Below are 18,184 nucleotides of genomic sequence, written 5' to 3' on the forward strand. Positions count from 1 at the left end.
CCTGTATTTTTATTCTTATTCTATATGGGGATGATTATTTTTTATTCAAGTCAGGCGCACTTTAGCAATGCGTCGTTTTCCAACCTGAATAATACAAGCCTCGCCCTTTGCCATGGTTTTCGTCGAATCGCTGACTTTTTCGCCGTCAATTTTAACGGCACCCTGACTCACCATACGCATGGCTTCCGAGGTGCTTTTGGTTAAATCAAGTTGTTTTAACAGTTGGGCAATGCTGATGGGTTCACTGATGGTCAACTCCTGCTCCAGCAGATCCTCCGGTATTTCCCCTTTTTGAAATCGCTCGATGAATGCCTGATGTGCTCTCTCGGCAGCGGCCTTATCATGAAAGCGGGCAATGATTTCTTTAGCCAGCTCAATTTTTACATCGCGCGGGTTGTAGCCCTCCGCCACTGATTTTTTCAGCCCCTCCACTTCAGAGATGGGTCTGAAACTTAATAAATCAAGGTAGCGCCACATTAGTTCATCACTGATGGACATGATTTTGCCAAACATACTGTCTGCGCTTTCTGCAATACCAATGTAATTGTTCAGTGACTTCGACATCTTCTTAACGCCATCCAATCCCTCAATCAGAGGCAGCATCATAATGACCTGCGGTTCATGTCCGTAATGCTTTTGTAACTCCCGTCCCATTAATAAGTTAAATTTCTGGTCTGTTCCGCCTAACTCAACATCCGCTTTTAACTCCACGGAGTCATACCCTTGTATAAGAGGATATAGGAATTCATGAATCGCGATAGGCTGCCCTGAGGTATAGCGCTTGTTGAAATCATCACGTTCCAGCATTCTTGCCACGGTATGGGTTGCTGCCAGACGAATTAAATCCGCCGCATTCAATTGACCAAGCCACTGGGAATTGAAAGCAATCGTGGTTTTTTGCGGATCAAGGATTTTAAAAACCTGATGCTGATAGGTCTCGGCATTCACCAGCACTTCTTCGCGGGTCAGCGGCATGCGTGTCACATTCTTACCGGTGGGGTCGCCAATCATGGCAGTAAAATCCCCAATCAGAAAAATCACATCATGTCCCATGTGTTGAAATTGACGCAACTTGTTTAGCAGGACGGTATGCCCGAGGTGCAAATCGGGTGCGGTGGGATCAAACCCCGCTTTAATACGCAAAGGACGATTTTTGAGTAATTTCTTTTCAAGCTCCTGTTCCGGGAGAATTTCCTCACACCCTCTTTTCAGCTCATTGTAAGCGGAATCTGCGATTATCATGCGTGTAAAACCTTTTTTAATGATTGACCTAACTTCTTGCAGCGAGTATCTTAGCCCGGTTATTCTGTTCTCGCTAGAGGACAGTACAAAGAATAAGCAAAAAAGCATGAACGCTTTAGGATGGTAATGACTAGTAACGGCTGATTCGTCAATCACTGGACACGATTGGGATACCTTATTACTTAAGCGGTCAGAGCCAAAGAAGACTGTAACACGTTTATTTTAATTAACAGATTCTCCTGGGATGACAGTAGTAAAGGCGAAACATGGATCACAGACCCAATGTCTCATTAAATAGTCCGGAAAAACCATCTAAATTGCTGGCGCTGATTGCTTTGGTAATCGCTTTTGCCTTGCCTTTTATTCTGGTCAAGTCATTCCCTCATAAACAGAAGACACGGTTTACCAACCGCAGTGTCGCGCTCCCCCATGCAGGGCAGGAGGCACCGCCTCAGACAGTCAAAGCCAAGACCGGTCCCACGTCCGTTGGCACCGTCGCCGTCGCCGCCGCAAAAAAACAAAAACAACCCCAGGCAGTAAAAACCGCCGCTCCGGTTATCGCTAAAAAGAAAATCGTCAACGGCAAGGAATGGAAAATCATTAAGGCCCGTCCGGGTGATTCGTTAGCCAGCGTCTTTAATCGAGTCGGGTTAAGTGCAAAAACTTTAGGCATCATTATTAAAGACAATCCTCATGCCAAAGCACTGTCGAAACTTAAACCGAACGAAGAAATTCAATTTCTGGTCAACAAGCAGGTGCTGGAAAAAATGATCCTGCCCTTTACCAGTACCCAATACATGGTCGTTTACCGTGACGGAGCGCATTACAAGAGCAAAATCAATTCACGAAAGATGAACAGCCATAGCCATTTCCTGACGGCAACGGTGAAAGGCTCGCTGTACGGCACCGCCAAACGCAACAACATCCCCTACAAGCTGATTCAGCAGATGACCGATATTTTTACCTGGGATATCGATTTTGCCCGCGATGTGAGAGCCGGCGATCGCTTTACCATTATATACAAAGCTTATTACATTGAAGATAAACTGGTCGGCACCGGCGATATTCTGGCTGTTTCGTACAAAAATGGCGGCCGCACGTTTCAGGCCATCCGTCACACCAGCCGCGATGGCCGTACAGACTATTACACGCCGCAGGGTACCAGCCTCAAAAAGGCCTTTAATCGCTACCCTATCCGCTTCAGTCATATCAGCTCGACATTCAGCCTGTCGCGTTACCATCCCATACTTCATTATCGACGTGCCCACAAAGGTGTGGATCTGGCTGCCCGTATCGGCACCCCCATTCAAGCCACCGGCGATGGCCGCATTGAAATTATCGGCCGTCAAAGCGGTTATGGGAACATGATTAAGATTAACCACAACAAGCTTTACAGCACCATTTACGGGCACATGCTCAAATTCCAGAAAGGATTATCCCGCGGTGACTTCGTACGTCGGGGTCAGGTCATTGGTTACGTGGGTCAGACGGGTCTGGCTTCGGGTCCGCATTGCCATTATGAATTCCATATTAACGGCCAGCCTAAAAACCCGACAACGGTGACTCTGCCACGAGGAGCGCCGATCTCAGGGCGCGAATTAGCCACATTTAAAGCCAACACCAATACCTTGCTTGCGCAATTGAAACTTTATGAAGATGGCAATCTCGCCAGTAGAGCAAGAAAGCAGGGTAAAAAAGGTTAATTAATCAGAATCGAAAATCAAAACCGGATGCGCAGCACGCTCGCCCGGTTTTTTATTATTACGAATTGGCCAATTGACTTTGAACAGCTTGTGCCTGTTTTAAATGCTGAGCCACATGAGCACGGGTCGCTTCCAGGTATTGACGTAATTGTGGATTAGTCGCCTGAGGAATCAAACGTTGATCCAGTAATTGCAGCGCCGCTGCATGATCTTTAACCATGGCATTGATGTAAGCGCGATCAAAGGCATGATTTTGCAGACGGTTTAAGCTAGCCAGTTCTTGTCGGCCTTTGCGTTGCAATTGCGCCGCTGTTTGACCTTGCTTGGGAGCAACATCCAGTTGTTGGCTTAAACGCTCGGCTTCCTGCAGGTTTCTGCTGTGAGCCTTATTCATGGTTTCAGCATAATTTCTAACCGCATGGTTGGCTGATTTTTGTTGCGCTGCATTGGCGGCAGCAATTTCGTTTTTATTCAGCACAATCAAGCTGCTCAAAATCTTGGCATCTGTTTGTTTTTGCGCAACAGAAACATGCGTCACAGGCTGATTAACTGTGGTTTCATAACCCGAGTTGGTATTGCAACCGGAAGCGAACAACACGGCGCTGCAAACCAAAGAAAATAAAAGCTTTGAATTCATGACATTTCCTTATATTTTTGTTCATTACGATTTGATTACAGCATGAATACCAACCATGAAAGGTCGATTTCCATTTAACATTACCATAGGTTTGGATAAAATGAATACCTGATAATTAACGCGTTTTAATTTTTATTCACAGAAAATCCAGGCAAATACAGAAATCCATGCTTTAAATTAGCCTGACAAACTGGAGCGGCCAAGGAAAGGAATCATCATGGTAAAATGGGTAAACAGCCTACAAACAACCTGCCTTGTGATTGCGCTTTCGAGTTGTCAATTTCCCGACGATCCCAATCGCACGTTAAAGACCATTCAAGAGACTCATCGTTTAAAAGCGGGTGTATGTTCAAATCAGGCGACACCCTCAGAAGAAACCGAGTTATTACTAAAATTAGCTCGGGATTTACACGCTGAAATAACCTGGTATTCCGACAATCAGGAAGCGTTGTATCGACAGTTGCAGCACTTTAAACTCGATGTCGCCGCCTGCGCCATTCATCAGGATTCACCCTGGTCTAAACTTCTTGCCTTTACCGTGCCTTATTACAAGAAAGAATCCACAGCCTATGTGTTGGCGGTACCGCCCGGCGAAAATGCCTGGCTTAAAGCGGTGAATGAATTTATCCACCAACAAAAGGAAATTCAGCATGCTGCACGTCACTAAAACCCTGGAATTTCCGAAAACATTGCGCCCCCTTTATAGCCAGGCCATCCGCTATGAATGGATTTCCTTTATTTACATGATTTCCACCAGCTTTTTTTCGTTTTTAGTTATGTCCAACTCGCAAACCATGAAAACAATCTGGCTTGAAGACATGCTTGGTATTATCCCACCCGCGTCTTTTTTGATAGCCAGCCGTCTTGTCAAATGGAAAGCCAATCGTAATTTCCCCTATGGTTTTCATCGTGTGACCACCATGTCTTTTTTTACCAGTTCACTGGCATTGCTCATCCTGGGCATTTATCTTTTCGTTGATGGCTTTGTTGTTCTCCTGCAACAGGAACATCCAACCATTCCCACGGTGTTTTTTTTCGATCATTCGGTGTGGCTGGGCTTTATCATGATCCCCGCGCTGTTATGGTCCGGGATACCCTCCACCATTCTTGGTCACATCAAACTCCCGCTCTCGCGAAAACTCTATGACAAGATTTTATTTACCGATTCAAAAATGAACAAAGCGAGCTGGATGAGCGCTTTTGCCAGTATTGTCGGTATTCTGGGCATTGGATTGGGTTATTGGTGGGCGGATGCCAGTGTGGGAATCCTGATTTCAATCAGCATCATCCATGACGGCTATCAGAATTTTAAACAATCTGTCTACGACTTGCTGGACGAGATCCCCAAAATGATAGGCCTTGAAAAAACAGATCCCTTGATTGCCGAGGTAAAAGCCCTTATAAAAAAAGAAAACTGGGTTCAGTCGGTGACGACCCGTTTTCGTGATGAGGGCCACGTTTTTTTTGGCGATATCCTCATTGAACCGAAGACGGACGAGGTTTCTTTAGTGAAACTCAATGCGTTGCGCCATAGGCTTGAACAATACAACTGGCGCCTGCATGACATTGTGATCATGCCCGTCTTACCCCCGTCCCGATTAAAGACGGCAACGGAAAAGTCGAACGCCTAGCCCCGCTATTTCCGGCTACAAAAAGAGGTAACGGCAAACAACCACACTCGCCACAATCCCGGCTAAATCCGCAAGAAGCCCTGCCGGGATGGCATGGCGGGTGCGTTTAATCCCGACTGCGCCAAAATAAACCGCGATGACATAAAACGTCGTTTCGGTACTGCCCATCATGGTGGCGGCTGTTTTTGAAATAAACGAATCCCCTCCGTTTTCATGAATCAATTCAGCCATGACTCCTGTGGCAGCACTTCCCGAAAATGGCCTGATGAGGGCTAAGGGCAATAACTCCGACGGCATACCAAACCATGACAGCACAGGAGCCAGGATGGCATTTAACAGTTCAAAAAAACCGGAGGCCCTGAGCATTCCAATCGCCACCATCATGGCAATCAGGTAGGGAACAATGCTGATGCTGGTTTCAAACCCCTGCTTCGCACCACTGACAAAGGCATCAAACACATTGATTTTTTTAAATGTACCGTAAAGCGGAATACCGACTACAAAAAGCAGCAGAATCCAATTGGAAATGGCATTGGCAATCTCAATCATTGATCTCAACCTCTCTTAAACGATAGGCCGGTAATTTGGCTAATTGTTTTACAGCAACAATGGCAACCAGGGTTGAGACACTGGTGGCTATCAGAGAAGTGAAAATCACCGAGCTGGGTTGGTGAGCGCCATTTGCCGCAAGAAATGCAATGGCTGTCGCCGGGATCAATTGCACGCTTGAGGTGTTAATGGCCAAAAAAGTGCACATCGCATCGCTTGCCTGCTCCGCCTTGCCGTTTAAACGTTGCAGTTCGTTCATGGCTTTAAGACCAAATGGGGTTGCTGCATTGGCCAACCCCAGCATATTCGCGGCAATGTTCATCACCATGGCCCCCATGGCCGGATCATCCATTGGCACATCAGGAAACAAGGGCCGCAGAACCGGCTTAAGCCAGCGCGCAAAGCGATTCACCAGGCCTGACTCCGACGCAATGGCCATAATACCCAACCACAACGCCATGATGCCGCTTAAGCCCAGTGCGATTTCAAACCCAAGTTTGGCCGAGTCGGTCACGGCATGCACGACATTATCCAGTCGTCCTTCAATGGCCCCGACGACCACGGACAAAACGATCATCCCCAACCATATTGCATTCAGCATTCTTGTACCTCTGTTGCATCAGGGTTAAAATTCAACCATCCAATTTGCCGAGAAGGCCATGAGAAAAACCTGCCAGACATTTTTATCCTCCATGATGACACTGACGCTCGGCCTCTCCGCTGTTTCTGTTGACGCGGCGGTCACTGAAGAAAAACAGGCCGTCGCGACGTTAACGGGACTATATCACAGCATCAATCACATACCGAATTTTGACATGGCACAGCGTCTTGATAAAGTCAGCGGCTATTTCCTGGGGAAGCCCTATGTGCTTGGCGCCCTGGGCGAAGGGAGCCGTGCGCGTTTTGATCAATACCCGCGTTACCGTACGGATGCGTTTGATTGCGAAACCTATGTCACCACCATATTGGCCATTGCGCTGGCCAATAATACACAGACCTTTCAACACTGCCTGAGAAATCTTCGCTACAACCAGGGGCAATTGGGTTTTATCCATCGCAATCATTTTACCGGTTTAGACTGGAACCATAATAATCAGCGTCAGGGTTACGTTAAAGACATCACAGCCACCCTTGTCGATGAAAAAAGAAATCCCGTGTTTAAAACAGCGACCGCGTTTATTGATAAACCCTCCTGGTATGGGCATTTTGGCGACGACCATATCCGTTTGCTTCATCCTGATCCGCACCTGAGGAAGCAACGGCTCCATGAGTTACAGACCCTGGGAAGCAAGTTGCCACGAACGGTGTCTACTCTGCCCTACCTGCCGTTTACAGCGTTGTTTGATGCCAAGGGCAGGGCTAACCAATACCTGTTTAAGCAGATTCCTGAGGCCGCCATTGTTGAAATCGTCAGACCCAACTGGAATTTACGCAAACAAATTGGCACCAACCTCAATGTATCGCACCTGGGCTTTGTTTTCTGGAAGAATGGCAAGCCCATTTTCCGTCAGGCTTCGTCACAATACGGCAAAGTAGTCGATGTGCCGCTGATTGAATACCTCTCACAGGCGCGCAGTAGCCCGACAATAAAAGGCATTAACATCCAGGTCGTCCTGCCGTCAAAACCCTTGTCCAATGGTTGTCATGTCAGGAACTGATTAAATTTGGAAATAAGTCCCGATGGCCATAGTGCGGTTGTAGGGCAGTTTGTAAAATTCAATATTGAGGTTCACCGAATAATTACGCATCAGGAAGGCAAATAATTTTTCCTGCCAATAAAAATTAAGGGAGCGTTTCTCGCGCGACGCCATGATGTTGGGGATTTCCACCAGGTAAGTGGCATTATCCACATTCAGTTTGAACGGCAGAATTCCCTTCTCATTTAATATTTCCAGCGCCTCGGGAATGGAAATGTTATCCATAAAGCCATAGTTCAGGGTTAATTCATAAATGGTTTCATCGAGTTTATTGACTTCAAAACGATGTTTAACGTAAATGTGCGGGCGATTACGCACGATGTAATTGACTATCAGAATGTTTTGAGGAACGGAAAGACTCAGTTTTAAGAAATGCAGGAAACTACCCCCGCTTCGATCGTAGGTATCGGTAATAAAAATGGCCGTTAGCCCGGGAAGCTTGTTTAAGGTTTTGTAATGCAATTGCTTCACTATTTTGGAGATGTCTTCTTTTGCCATGTAGTAATTATTTTTTAAATACTGCAGACCGTTATTCCAGGTAAACATGACGGTGGCGACAAGCAAGGCAAACCCAATCGGCACCCACCCGCCGGTAATGAATTTGTGCGAATTGGATGCCAGAAACAGCAAATCAACCGACACAAATAACGAAAACACCAAAAGTGTCCTGACAAGCGACCAATGCCAGACCTTGATGGACGCATAGGCCACCATCAGGGTAACCATCAGCATGGTCAGGTTAACGGCAATGCCGTAAGCATGAGCAAGATTGGCTGAACTCTGGAAAATAATAATCAGCAACAAGGTGCCAATCATCAGGAAAAAATTAACCTGAGGAATGTAAATCTGCCCCGCGTGCTCTTTGGAGGTTTGAATGATCTGCAGTTTAGGATAAAGCCCAAGCAACACCGCTTGCCGCGTCAATGAAAAGGTCGCGGTAATCAACGCCTGGGAAGCAATGATGGTGGCAATGGTTGAAATGATGAGCAGAGGGATAAAAAAGCCGTCGGGCGCAAGATTGTAAAACGGGTTGTCAATGTCTTCAGGGTGGGCGAGGAGATTGGCGCATTGGCCAAAATAATTCAATAACAGACAGGGCAAGGCAATCATAAACCAACTGGCACGGATAGGATTTTTACCAAAATGGCCAATGTCAGCATACATGGCTTCCCCACCGGTCACCACCAGAAAAACGCCCCCCAGCAAAAAAAAGCCTTTCATGCCGTTTTCTCGAAAAAACTCAAACGCATAATAAGGGTTAACCGCTTTCAGTACCTCGGGATTATCAATAATTTTATTCATCCCCAGGATAGCGATGGTCACAAACCAAATCAACAACAGGGGTCCAAAGGCAAAACCTATTTTGGCCGTTCCTTTGTATTGCAGGGAAAATAAAGCGATTAGAATGACGCAGGAAAAAGGAACCACCCATTTTTCCAGTTGCGGCGACACGGTTTTTAAACCTTCAATGGAACTGGTGACTGAAATAGCCGGCGTCAGCATCCCGTCACCGATTAATAATCCAGCCCCAAAAATAGCCACAAGATAAAACAGGTGCTCGTGACGGGCACGTTTGCGTTTCAACAGGGCCAGTAAGGCTAAAATACCGCCCTCGCCATCGTTGTCGGCCCGCAGAACCACCGCCAGGTATTTGAGGGAAATTACAATAATCAGCGACCAGAACACCAGGGATAAAACCCCCATGACGTCCAGCTGATTGATGGGGAGTCCCCACAGGGTTTCACGAATGGCATACAAAGGGCTGGTTCCAATATCCCCAAATACCACCCCCAATGCAGCCAGGGATAATTTGAATGAAAATTTTTTCTCTGCCATGCGTAAGACATCCATTGAGACGGTCTTTCACTATACCCAATGCTGATGGCCTTTCGTAGTCTGTTAAGCAGGTTTTTTTATCTAATGCTTTAATTTACAATGGATTATTTCATCCATAACCTTGGCAACCCGGCCCTGTCAGCAGAAAATGAGGGCATTGATTGCGAAATAGGCAGGGATGCTTAATAATGAGGGATAGATCTGTAACAGGAGTAGGAATGTCACCCAAACACGCCGCCCGATACCTGGCTATATCAAGCCTGCTGCTGCCTTTGTCTCTGAGCGGCTGCTACAAACCACCCTACAATAACTTCAAACCCTATAACACCATGCCCAAATACACGGCCAAGGGGGCAACCTACGGTCTTATCGCCGGTACCGTGGCCAGTGCCGCCAGTTCAGCAGCCATTCCAGGGGGCATTGTGGTCGGCGGCATTGCGGGAGCGGCCACCAGCCTTTATAAGGAAACCAAACAAGCCATCGTGAACGATCTGAACGGACAGGACATTCAATTTGTTGAGTACGGCGATACCATGACGTTAATTGTGCCGACCGACCGTTATTATGTCTTTGATACGCCAGAATTGAATGATATCTGTTATCCGGCCCTGGTCAATATTGTGCGATTGCTTCGTTTATATCCAAATAGTACTATCTATGTTGCCGGGTTTACCGATAATATCGGTTCAAGACGGCATAAACAAAAGCTGTCGCAAGCCCGCGCCGAAGCCATGCTGACTTTTTTATGGGCCAATGGCATTCAAGCCCAGCGCCTGACGGCGGAAGGGTATGGCGACAAGCATGACGTTTCAGACAATAAAATCATTCATGGCAGCGCTCAAAATCGCCGTGTGGAAATACAATGGTTTAATGCGCCCATTGCACGCCCCGCGCCTATGCCGGCCGTGGCCATGACAAAATAGTGCTCCTACCGGAGCACCCGAAACCCAAAGCCTCATGGATGCGAAGCTTGTAAGTGTTAAGGACAGGATTCTTCATTGGAGGTTATTATGAAATCCAGATTCATTGGCGGCATTCTTCTCGTTGTAGGCACATCCATTGGCGGTGGCATGTTGGCGCTGCCGGTCGCTAATGCCGCGACTGGTTTCTGGCAATCAACCTTCTTTCTTTTTTTATGTTGGGCGGTCATGACCTTGGGCGCTCTGTTTATCCTTGAAGCCAATCTCTATTTGCCCCGCGGCAAACACATGGTTTCCATGGCGGAAGCCACGTTAGGCAAGGCAGGGTTATTGGCTGCCTGGCTGAGCTACCTTTTTCTCCTGTATACCCTTTTATCCGCCTACATCTCAGGCGGGGCGGACATTTTTGCCAGCCTGTTTTCCCGTATAGGACTGCACCTCAATGAATGGCAGGCCAGTTTATTGTTTACCTTAGCCTTCGGCGCGGTGGTTTATGCCGGGATCCGCAGCGTCGATTTGCTCAACCGTGGGCTGATGTTCGGTAAACTCGGGGTGTATTTGATTCTGGTGGTCCTGATCGCGCCCCACATTCAATTAAATTACCTCGATGGCGGCAATTACCGCTACATTGCCGGCAGCATCATGCTGTTAATCACTTCTTTTGGTTTCGCCATCATCGTTCCCAATCTTCGCGAATACTTTAATGATGACATCAAAACTTTGAGGCGGGTTATTTTAATTGGCTCCTTCATTCCCCTGCTTTGCTACCTGGCGTGGGATGCAGTGATCATTGGCACCCTGCCATCAACCGGCGATTCCGGGTTGGCCGCGTTAATGCACAGTGATCGCACCAACAGCGAATTAGCGGCCATGCTCGCAAAAACGGTGCACAGCACCCTCATTACCTCCTTGTTTAATTTCTTCACTTCCATTTGCATGCTCACGGCTTTTCTGGGTGTTTCGCTCTGCTTGATTAGCTTTCTGGCTGACGGTCTTAAAGTGGAACAAAAGGGCAAGGAAGGCTTGGGTTTGTTTCTGTTAACCTTCCTCCCCCCCCTGCTTCTGGTGCTTTATTATCCTGGAGCCTACATTTCCGCACTGAGTTATGCCGGTATTTTTTGTGTGATTTTATTGTTGCTTTTACCCGCATTGATGGTCATGCTGGGGCGGAAAAAGTTTAAAAGTGAATACCAGGTCCCAGGCGGGAGGTTGACCCCTGTTTTTGTGATTTTTTGTTCATTTTTATTATTAATTCATGCAGTATTGCAAATGCTGCATGTGCTATAGACCGCTTCGCTTGCGCGGTCTATTGACTATGGGGAATATATTCTTTAATATATTGTATTAAATTTATACATAATGGACTTTAAATTGGCAAATTCTAAATTCATCGGCGGCATTCTTCTTATTGTGGGTACTTCCATTGGTGGAGGAATGCTGGCCTTACCCGTTTCGACTGCGGAAGTTGGTTTTACCAATTCCATTTTTTTCCTGATTTTATGCTGGCTTATCATGACCGTCGGCGCGTTGTTGATCCTTGAAGTGAATCTGCGTTTACCGGCGGGCAGTAACATGGTTTCCATGGCGAAATCCACCCTGGGTTTACCCGGTCAGATTATCGCCTGGGTTACTTACCTTTTCCTGCTTTACACCCTCTTAGCTGCTTATATTTCAGGTGGGAGCGATGTCCTTGGAGGTATTTTAGGGCGTGCTCATTTAACGATGCCGAACTGGATTACGGCCTTGGTATTTACCAGCTTATTCAGTCTCGTGGTTTATGCAGGAATTCGGGCCGTCGATTATGTCAACCGTGGTTTAATGTTCGGTAAACTCGGCATTTACCTGTTGCTGGTTGTGATTATCAGTCCCCATGTCAACGTCAGCACTCTAAGCGGCGGCTCCATCAAGGCAATTACCGGCAGCCTGATGATCCTGGTCACCTCCTTTGGTTTCGCGTCCATTGTACCCAGTCTTCGCGAGTATTTTAATGACGACGTGGCTGCCTTGCGCAAAGTGATTCTGTTTGGCTCGTTGATTCCTCTGACCTGTTATATCATCTGGGATGCGGTCATTATGGGCGTTATTGCACGTGATGGGGCAGATGGATTAATTGCCTTAGCGAGCAATGAACACACCACCAGCGGCCTGACGGACTCATTAAGCAATGCAGTTCACAGTCAATGGATTACCGGCTTTTTTGGCTTTTTCACCTCCATTTGCATGGTGACTGCCTTTTTAGGCGTATCCATTGGTTTATTTGACTTTCTAGCCGATGGTTTGTCCCTTAAGAAATCAGGTTTGCAGGGTAAGTGGACGTTGGTACTGACGTTCCTGCCGCCCCTGATGGTCGTTCTGGTTAATCCAGGAATCTACCTGCATGCGCTGGCTTACGCCGGGGTTTGTTGCATCATCCTGCTGCTGCTGATGCCTGCCGTCATGACCTGGCGGGCTCGCCGCGTCAATCCCGATGGGGGTATTGTGCTGGTCCCGGGTGGTAATCTGTTACTGGGCAGCGTGGTACTGGTCGCTCTTTTTCTTCTAACTCTGGCGATATAAGACAGACAGCTGCTTGAGGCTGTCCAATGCGAATGGACAGCCTCAGAGCCCAAAGTCTGTTATTGATAAAAGCCTTCAGGCGGGTTACTTTCTAATTCCTGTCTTAATTCTTCACTGAGCAGGGTTTCAACCCGTAACGGGTCAACCCAGTAGGTTTGCAGAACCAGCAGTGTTTTGTAAGCCAGCTCCACATTTCGCGTAATTAATTCTTCCATCACTTTAAACAGTTGCGCTTCCTGCGTATCCGGTATGAGCGTTGGCGGGTTGGCTAAATCCTCAAGGAACTTGGCAAACATCTGGTTAAAATAACCCTGCACCATTTTTGGCACCGGGATGTTGCCATCAAAAATACGATGATCAGCGCTGATCGATACTGGTAGAATATCCTGAGGCTCAAATGCCTGCGTTTCTTTATTCCACACGGGCTTCCGATCAACTTCCAGGAGCGTAAACTTCATGGCTTCATTGCAGCGCAGAGGCGATTTGGTGCGCACGTAGCCGCAAAATCCAATATTACTTAATGACACCACTGCATTACCTGGCAAGGGGTAATCATAGCCATCGGTTGCCAGTTCATAGAGCATTTTTTCGAGCTTAACACTTAAATGAGGGTAGGTTTTTTCAAGGTACTCACGCTTTTTAAAGCAATAAACCATCATTTTCATGATATTGCGAACACGAACGGCAATTTCCTGAAAGGCCATGCGATGGCAATTTTCAAAAACGATGGTGCCGATGTGATCGCCGCAATCAGGCAATTTAACAATTAAACCCATGTAGGCTTCTTTACTTTGAAACAATTGCCGGTAATTTAAGAATGATCGGAACGAATCCGTTTCACTTAACCCCTGGCTGACAGCCTGTAGCATGAGAATAGTAACGGTTTCAGGAGGGAATTTTTTATTAAAGAAATCGATGCAGCTGATGTTGAGATTAAATTCACCAACCATGGTGGGGTCGGAGGGATCGCTCCATTGCGTCATGAAGACCTTTCGAATCGGGGTCATCTCCACCGCGTAATGCAATTCTGACATCTCACGAATTCGTGGAAAAAGCTCTTCGCCTACTTTCATGAAAAATTGCCAGTTGTCGCTGGGCTTTAAATTAATTTTTTCAAGCTGCTGCAGGTGTTTCTGGTTAAGCGACTGCAGGAAATCAATGGTGCCATCCACACCCAGTAACGAACAGACGGAAAACATGTATTTGTATTGCAAAAAAATATTGGTCAGCAACTGCTCTTCAAGAAAGGCCATTTTTTCACGGACTTCGTCCATATCAGGCAAACCAATGTCTTTGTATAGATCGGCTTCACACACATGGCGGTGCTCATCGTCAATGATGGTCTCAAACACCCGCGGAGCGACACCTTGCTTTTTAAGACTATAAAAAATTTCTTCAATCCAGCCTTCACCAATAAGATTAAGCAGCATCACCGCCACTTTAGGGCAGTCTTCGTTACGAATAAAATTACACAATACTTCGATGTGTTCATTGTAAGCTGGCGGCATTGCATGAGGGGCTGAAAGCATGTACACAATTTTGGTAAACACCAAGCCATGGAAAATTTCATCCAGGAATTGTACCCGCATACGCTGCCGGTGTTCTTCAGAGGACATTTTGTCCTGAAATTTTAAAGGCACCTGAATGGCAAGGACTTCGAGTTGAGCCAGTAAGGAAAACGTAAAAACATACAATAGTTTATGATTCTTCAATTCAAAAGGTAGACCGTCTTTGAACAGTTCATCCATACGTTGGCGAATAAGATTTTTTTCCTCTTCCGTGATTTTGTTCCAGCCTTCCAGAATCCATTGCTCAGAACCCCAGGCTGTACGGAGAAATTCATTAAGCTCACTCACTGTTAAAACCCCTTTTCATTGATGCAGAAGCATCATACCCACAGCCGACTAACAGCGTCAACCTTAAAGCCCGGGCAGTTTTTTAAAGAAAAAGAAAATTTGCATTCAGAGGAAAACAGGATCACAATTCGGTTTAGCCACACGGGGGGCTGCAGGCCCTGTTTTAATGGAGCGGTTTACACTCTGTCTACCCAGTTATGAACAAAACCAAACCCTTTTTAAAATGGGCAGGAAACAAATTCCACTGCCTGGAATTCATCTTGAAATCCCTCCCGCCCGCTCAACGCCTGATAGAGCCTTTTGCGGGTTCCGGAGCGGTCTTTATCAATTCGAGTTATGCTTCCTATCTCCTCGCCGAGCGCAATCTTGACTTAATTACGCTTTACAATCACCTGCGTGAAGAAGGCAATGACTTTATCGATTATTGCGAGCACTACTTTATTCCTCCCAACAATTCGCCACAACAGTATTACCACCTGCGGCAACAATTCAATCAAACCCCGCCGTCGCGGGAACGCGCGGCCTTGTTCCTTTATTTAAATCGCCATGGGTATAACGGGTTATGCCGGTTTAATCTGAAAGGATTTTATAATGTGCCTTTTGGCCGTTACCGCAGGCCTTATTTTCCCAGACAGGAAATGAGGCTGTTCCATCAACGCAGCCAGTCTGTGCAGTTTATTCACGCGGATTTCCGTGAGACCTTTGCCATGGCAGGAAAAGGCGACATCGTCTATTGCGACCCACCCTATGTTCCGCTGTCAGCCAGTGCCAGTTTCTCGTCCTACATTGACAAGCGATTCAGCGAGCGTGATCAAATTGAATTGGCGGAACTGGCCATAGCCTCAGCAAACAAAGGCGTCACCGTGGTCATTTCTAATCATGATACTGCGTTTACCCGTTACCATTACCGGGACAGCGACATCATTTCCTTTCCGGTCAAGCGTCTGATCAGTTGCAAAGCGCATCAACGGCGACCGGTTCAAGAACTTGTCGCCGTGTTTCGATGAGGATTAGTGGTGAGTGGACGTGGCGTCTTTCATGAAAAAAGCAAAAATGGCCACTAACAGTAAGGAAATGGGCAGCACCGAGAGCGCAACCTGATAATCCACCACCGTGTAGACGTGTTCGCCGTTGACTAAATGGCTGTCGCCAAAGGTATCCAGCAACTTACCCACCAACGGTTGGAAAATCACACCGCCTAAAGTCACAATCATGTTCACGGCGGCAAAAACGGTTCCTGATAACTTGGCGCCGCTGTTTTCTTTACCCATGATAAACACGATAATTTCGGTGGCGCTGAACACCCCGTAAAAAAACAACAACACGTTGAGCCAGAAATAGGACAATCCCGGATAATAAAGCACCAGACTGATGCATCCCAATCCCAGAATCGCTCCGATCACTAGGAACAACACGCGTCGGCCGGTTAAGTCGGAGAAATAGCCTGCCAAAGGCGCACCGACGGCCCAGCCAAGGAACATGGCGGAAATCGAATGAGCCGCTTCAATCTTACTCAAGTGATGCGCCTGTTCCAGATACGTTTTGCCCCATAATTCACCAAAAACTGAAAGGGAGGTGTACAGGCAGGCCCCTACAAAACCAACAAGCCAGACTTGCGGCGACAGCAGCACAAAACGGACATTCTGCCAGAATTCAGGCATGGGAATCTGACTGGCAGGCTTCCCTTCGGGGCCATCGCGGACGATTAAGAAAATAATTAGCGTCAGCACGCCGCCAATGGTGACCATCAGGTTCAACACATGCAACCAGCCCATGGTCTCGGCAATGTCGGTGATTTTTACTTCACCGTAGACTAAACCCAGCATACCCAGTGTGGTGATTAATCCTGCAACCAGAGAAAAATAACGCCGGGGAAGCCACTGCAGGGCCAGCGATAGAACGCCGACAAACGCGAAGGAAGAACCAAAGCCCACTAAAAATCGGCCACTGCCGGCAATGAGCATGGATGACGTGATGGTAAACATCCAGGAACCCAGGGCACAGCACAAACAGGCAAAAGTCAGCAGACGCCTCGGACCGAAGCGATCCATCAACATCCCTACTGGCAACTGCATGGGTGAATAGGCAAAATAATAAAATGCGGATAATTCACCAAAGGTCGTGGCTGAAATATGCCCAAAAGCAGCACTCAGTTCGCTCTGCAAGGCCCCCGGAAGAATGCGTAAGACGAATTCGTAGCAGTAGAAAAAGGCTCCTACTGCACAAATCAGGCTACCCAGGATAGCCTGTCTTTTACTGATTGACTTAATGGTTAGCGTCTGCATGAGTCTCATCTAAAAAGAAAGTTAATATGGCGGCCAACACAATCCCTAAAGGAATAATGGATAAGGCAAATTGATAATCGCTGGCCGTATACAGTTGCGCCAGTTTATCCGTAGAGAGCGCATCCAAGCCGGCAGCGTGCGTATGGACCGACAAACTGAAATCCAGTAAGCGGCCAACCAGGGGTTGCAGGAACATGGCGCCCAACATGACAATCATGTTGGTCATGGCAATGGCCGTTCCCGCCGCTTCATTCGGGCTTAACTCACGGCCTACGGCAAATACGATGCATTGCGCGCTGTAAAGCAGGCCTAACACAAACATCAGTGAGTCAATGCCAACCTCTGTCAATCCCGGCATGTAAAGAACCATCATCATGACAATGGCCGCTCCCACCGCACCGATGACCATCGGCAATTTACGCCGTTTCAATTTATCCGAGAGCAACCCGAATAAAGGTGCGCCAATCGTAAAACCAAGGAAAAGCAAGGAATTGGCTAAATCAGCGGCTTCCAGTGATAAACCGTGCGCATTTTTTAAATAGGGAATGCCCCAGAGTTCAGCAAACACCGTAGCCGGCAGGTAAACCAGGCAGCCATACATGCCATTGATCCAGATTTGTTTGTTGCGGGCGATGATGCCTAAATCCGTCATGCTTTGACGGAAATTTTCCACCGTACCGCTTTGACGCTGGTTGCGATGCCTGTCGCGAATACCGTACCAAAGGACAAAAATTAAACCAATGCCAAAAATGGCAGTGTAGTTTACTGTTTCACGCCAACCCAGTTTGATAACCATGTATCCCAATAAATTATCGCCAAGCATGGCACCAATGGTACCCAGCGCGGAAGCCATACCGGACACCATCGCCAGCTTGTCTTCCGGTAACCAGATGGTGGCCAGTTTCAATACGCCGACAAAAGCGAATGCGGATCCAAAACCCACGAGAAAACGGCCAACTGCCGCTACCCAGAACAATTGCGTACCGCAGAAAATAAAGGTACCGATGACACAAACCATGCAGGCCAGAGTCAGTAACAGGCGGGGACCGTAGCGGTCCAGCAGGACACCTACGGGAATTTGCAAAGGAACATAAGCGTAATAATAAAAGGCGGATAACAACCCGAAACCGGTTGCAGACAAATTAAAATGTTCCCTTAATGCAGGCTCCATCACACTGGGGGATATTCTTAATAAATACTCATAGCTGTAATACAGAGCACCAAGACCACAAATTAACCAGGCCATGACCATGTATTTTTTTTCATTCATAG

The 18,184-nt window shown here is 47.2% G+C and carries 16 protein-coding genes; 8 read left to right on the plus strand and 8 right to left on the minus strand.

The genetic code is table 11. From position 1 onward, the window contains the following. Window positions 1–45: 45 nt before the first annotated feature. Window positions 46–1,242 (minus strand): tyrosine--tRNA ligase, encoded by a 1,197-nt coding sequence (gene tyrS, locus DYE45_RS12605; RefSeq protein ID WP_108294907.1) that lies wholly within the window; start codon window positions 1,240–1,242, stop codon window positions 46–48. 266 nt (window positions 1,243–1,508) lie between these two features. Between tyrS and DYE45_RS12610 the strand changes: the two genes are divergently transcribed. Continuing rightward, the gene (locus DYE45_RS12610; RefSeq protein WP_108294909.1) at window positions 1,509–2,945 is read left to right on the plus strand and encodes a peptidoglycan DD-metalloendopeptidase family protein; all 1,437 of its coding nucleotides are present in this window, start codon (window positions 1,509–1,511) and stop codon (window positions 2,943–2,945) included. 58 nt (window positions 2,946–3,003) lie between these two features. Here DYE45_RS12610 and DYE45_RS12615 read toward each other — a convergent pair whose 3' ends face one another. Further along, complete coding sequence (locus DYE45_RS12615) at window positions 3,004–3,582, minus strand: DUF4142 domain-containing protein (protein ID WP_108294911.1); 579 nt, start codon at window positions 3,580–3,582, stop codon at window positions 3,004–3,006. 217 nt (window positions 3,583–3,799) lie between these two features. On the opposite strand from DYE45_RS12615, the gene DYE45_RS12620 reads away from it, so the two are divergent. Both DYE45_RS12620 and DYE45_RS12625 read left to right on the plus strand, forming a co-directional pair. Then, complete coding sequence (locus DYE45_RS12620) at window positions 3,800–4,249, plus strand: type 2 periplasmic-binding domain-containing protein (protein ID WP_108294913.1); 450 nt, start codon at window positions 3,800–3,802, stop codon at window positions 4,247–4,249. Further along, a complete protein-coding gene (locus DYE45_RS12625; RefSeq protein WP_160160735.1) occupies window positions 4,233–5,213 on the plus strand; it encodes a cation efflux transmembrane domain-containing protein in 981 nt (326 codons plus the stop codon). Before DYE45_RS12620 ends, DYE45_RS12625 begins: the two co-directional genes overlap by 17 nt. Window positions 5,214–5,228: 15 nt before the next feature. Here DYE45_RS12625 and DYE45_RS12630 read toward each other — a convergent pair whose 3' ends face one another. Together DYE45_RS12630 and DYE45_RS12635 are read right to left on the minus strand one after the other, a co-directional pair. After that, window positions 5,229–5,762, minus strand: coding sequence for a spore maturation protein (locus DYE45_RS12630; protein WP_108294917.1), 534 nt, complete (start codon window positions 5,760–5,762; stop codon window positions 5,229–5,231). Next, window positions 5,755–6,363 (minus strand): nucleoside recognition domain-containing protein, encoded by a 609-nt coding sequence (locus DYE45_RS12635; RefSeq protein ID WP_108294919.1) that lies wholly within the window; start codon window positions 6,361–6,363, stop codon window positions 5,755–5,757. Before DYE45_RS12635 ends, DYE45_RS12630 begins: the two co-directional genes overlap by 8 nt. A 58-nt stretch (window positions 6,364–6,421) precedes the next feature. On the opposite strand from DYE45_RS12635, the gene DYE45_RS12640 reads away from it, so the two are divergent. Continuing rightward, window positions 6,422–7,420 (plus strand): N-acetylmuramoyl-L-alanine amidase-like domain-containing protein, encoded by a 999-nt coding sequence (locus DYE45_RS12640; protein WP_108294921.1) that lies wholly within the window; start codon window positions 6,422–6,424, stop codon window positions 7,418–7,420. Here the strand turns inward: DYE45_RS12640 and DYE45_RS12645 are convergent, their stop codons facing one another. After that, complete coding sequence (locus DYE45_RS12645) at window positions 7,421–9,295, minus strand: potassium transporter Kup (protein WP_108294923.1); 1,875 nt, start codon at window positions 9,293–9,295, stop codon at window positions 7,421–7,423. It abuts the gene before it with no gap. A 218-nt stretch (window positions 9,296–9,513) separates the two neighbouring features. Here DYE45_RS12645 and cmpA point away from each other — a divergent pair, with 218 nt between their 5' ends. The 3 genes from cmpA to DYE45_RS12660 all read left to right on the plus strand — a co-directional run bounded on the left by cmpA (window position 9,514) and on the right by DYE45_RS12660 (window position 12,771). Continuing rightward, window positions 9,514–10,218, plus strand: a complete 705-nt coding sequence (gene cmpA, locus DYE45_RS12650; protein WP_108294925.1) for a C-OmpA-like family protein CmpA — start codon at window positions 9,514–9,516, stop codon at window positions 10,216–10,218. 87 nt (window positions 10,219–10,305) lie between these two features. After that, complete coding sequence (locus DYE45_RS12655) at window positions 10,306–11,502, plus strand: amino acid permease (RefSeq protein WP_115300976.1); 1,197 nt, start codon at window positions 10,306–10,308, stop codon at window positions 11,500–11,502. Window positions 11,503–11,586: 84 nt separating this feature from the next. Beyond that, window positions 11,587–12,771, plus strand: coding sequence for an amino acid permease (locus DYE45_RS12660; RefSeq protein ID WP_108295023.1), 1,185 nt, complete (start codon window positions 11,587–11,589; stop codon window positions 12,769–12,771). A 59-nt stretch (window positions 12,772–12,830) separates the two neighbouring features. Here the strand turns inward: DYE45_RS12660 and DYE45_RS12665 are convergent, their stop codons facing one another. Then, entirely contained in the window at window positions 12,831–14,627 is a 1,797-nt protein-coding gene (locus DYE45_RS12665) for a 2-oxo acid dehydrogenase subunit E2 (RefSeq protein ID WP_108294929.1), read from the minus strand. Between the two features lie 197 nt (window positions 14,628–14,824). On the opposite strand from DYE45_RS12665, the gene DYE45_RS12670 reads away from it, so the two are divergent. Continuing rightward, entirely contained in the window at window positions 14,825–15,634 is an 810-nt protein-coding gene (locus DYE45_RS12670) for a Dam family site-specific DNA-(adenine-N6)-methyltransferase (protein ID WP_108294931.1), read from the plus strand. A 3-nt stretch (window positions 15,635–15,637) separates the two neighbouring features. Here the strand turns inward: DYE45_RS12670 and DYE45_RS12675 are convergent, their stop codons facing one another. Next, on the minus strand, window positions 15,638–16,912 hold the full coding sequence (locus DYE45_RS12675; protein ID WP_108294933.1) for an MFS transporter: 1,275 nt from the start codon (window positions 16,910–16,912) through the stop codon (window positions 15,638–15,640). Continuing rightward, window positions 16,893–18,182: an MFS transporter gene (locus DYE45_RS12680; RefSeq protein WP_108294935.1), complete on the minus strand. Its 1,290-nt coding sequence runs from the start codon at window positions 18,180–18,182 to the stop codon at window positions 16,893–16,895. Before DYE45_RS12680 ends, DYE45_RS12675 begins: the two co-directional genes overlap by 20 nt. Window positions 18,183–18,184: the final 2 nt, after the last annotated feature.

The organism is Legionella taurinensis (genome assembly GCF_900452865.1).
In the GTDB taxonomy this organism is placed as follows: Bacteria; Pseudomonadota; Gammaproteobacteria; order Legionellales; family Legionellaceae; genus Legionella_C; species Legionella_C taurinensis.

Bases quoted from the DNA above. Each gene is read 5' to 3' on its own strand.
- tyrS (WP_108294907.1), bottom strand. From the start codon at position 1,242: ATGATAATCGCAGATTCCGCTTACAATGAGCTGAAAAGAGGGTGTGAG.
- DYE45_RS12610 (WP_108294909.1), top strand. From the start codon at position 1,509: ATGGATCACAGACCCAATGTCTCATTAAATAGTCCGGAAAAACCATCT.
- DYE45_RS12615 (WP_108294911.1), bottom strand. From the start codon at position 3,582: ATGAATTCAAAGCTTTTATTTTCTTTGGTTTGCAGCGCCGTGTTGTTC.
- DYE45_RS12620 (WP_108294913.1), top strand. From the start codon at position 3,800: ATGGTAAAATGGGTAAACAGCCTACAAACAACCTGCCTTGTGATTGCG.
- DYE45_RS12625 (WP_160160735.1), top strand. From the start codon at position 4,233: ATGCTGCACGTCACTAAAACCCTGGAATTTCCGAAAACATTGCGCCCC.
- DYE45_RS12630 (WP_108294917.1), bottom strand. From the start codon at position 5,762: ATGATTGAGATTGCCAATGCCATTTCCAATTGGATTCTGCTGCTTTTT.
- DYE45_RS12635 (WP_108294919.1), bottom strand. From the start codon at position 6,363: ATGCTGAATGCAATATGGTTGGGGATGATCGTTTTGTCCGTGGTCGTC.
- DYE45_RS12640 (WP_108294921.1), top strand. From the start codon at position 6,422: ATGAGAAAAACCTGCCAGACATTTTTATCCTCCATGATGACACTGACG.
- DYE45_RS12645 (WP_108294923.1), bottom strand. From the start codon at position 9,295: ATGGCAGAGAAAAAATTTTCATTCAAATTATCCCTGGCTGCATTGGGG.
- cmpA (WP_108294925.1), top strand. From the start codon at position 9,514: ATGTCACCCAAACACGCCGCCCGATACCTGGCTATATCAAGCCTGCTG.
- DYE45_RS12655 (WP_115300976.1), top strand. From the start codon at position 10,306: ATGAAATCCAGATTCATTGGCGGCATTCTTCTCGTTGTAGGCACATCC.
- DYE45_RS12670 (WP_108294931.1), top strand. From the start codon at position 14,825: ATGAACAAAACCAAACCCTTTTTAAAATGGGCAGGAAACAAATTCCAC.
- DYE45_RS12675 (WP_108294933.1), bottom strand. From the start codon at position 16,912: ATGCAGACGCTAACCATTAAGTCAATCAGTAAAAGACAGGCTATCCTG.
- DYE45_RS12680 (WP_108294935.1), bottom strand. From the start codon at position 18,182: ATGAATGAAAAAAAATACATGGTCATGGCCTGGTTAATTTGTGGTCTT.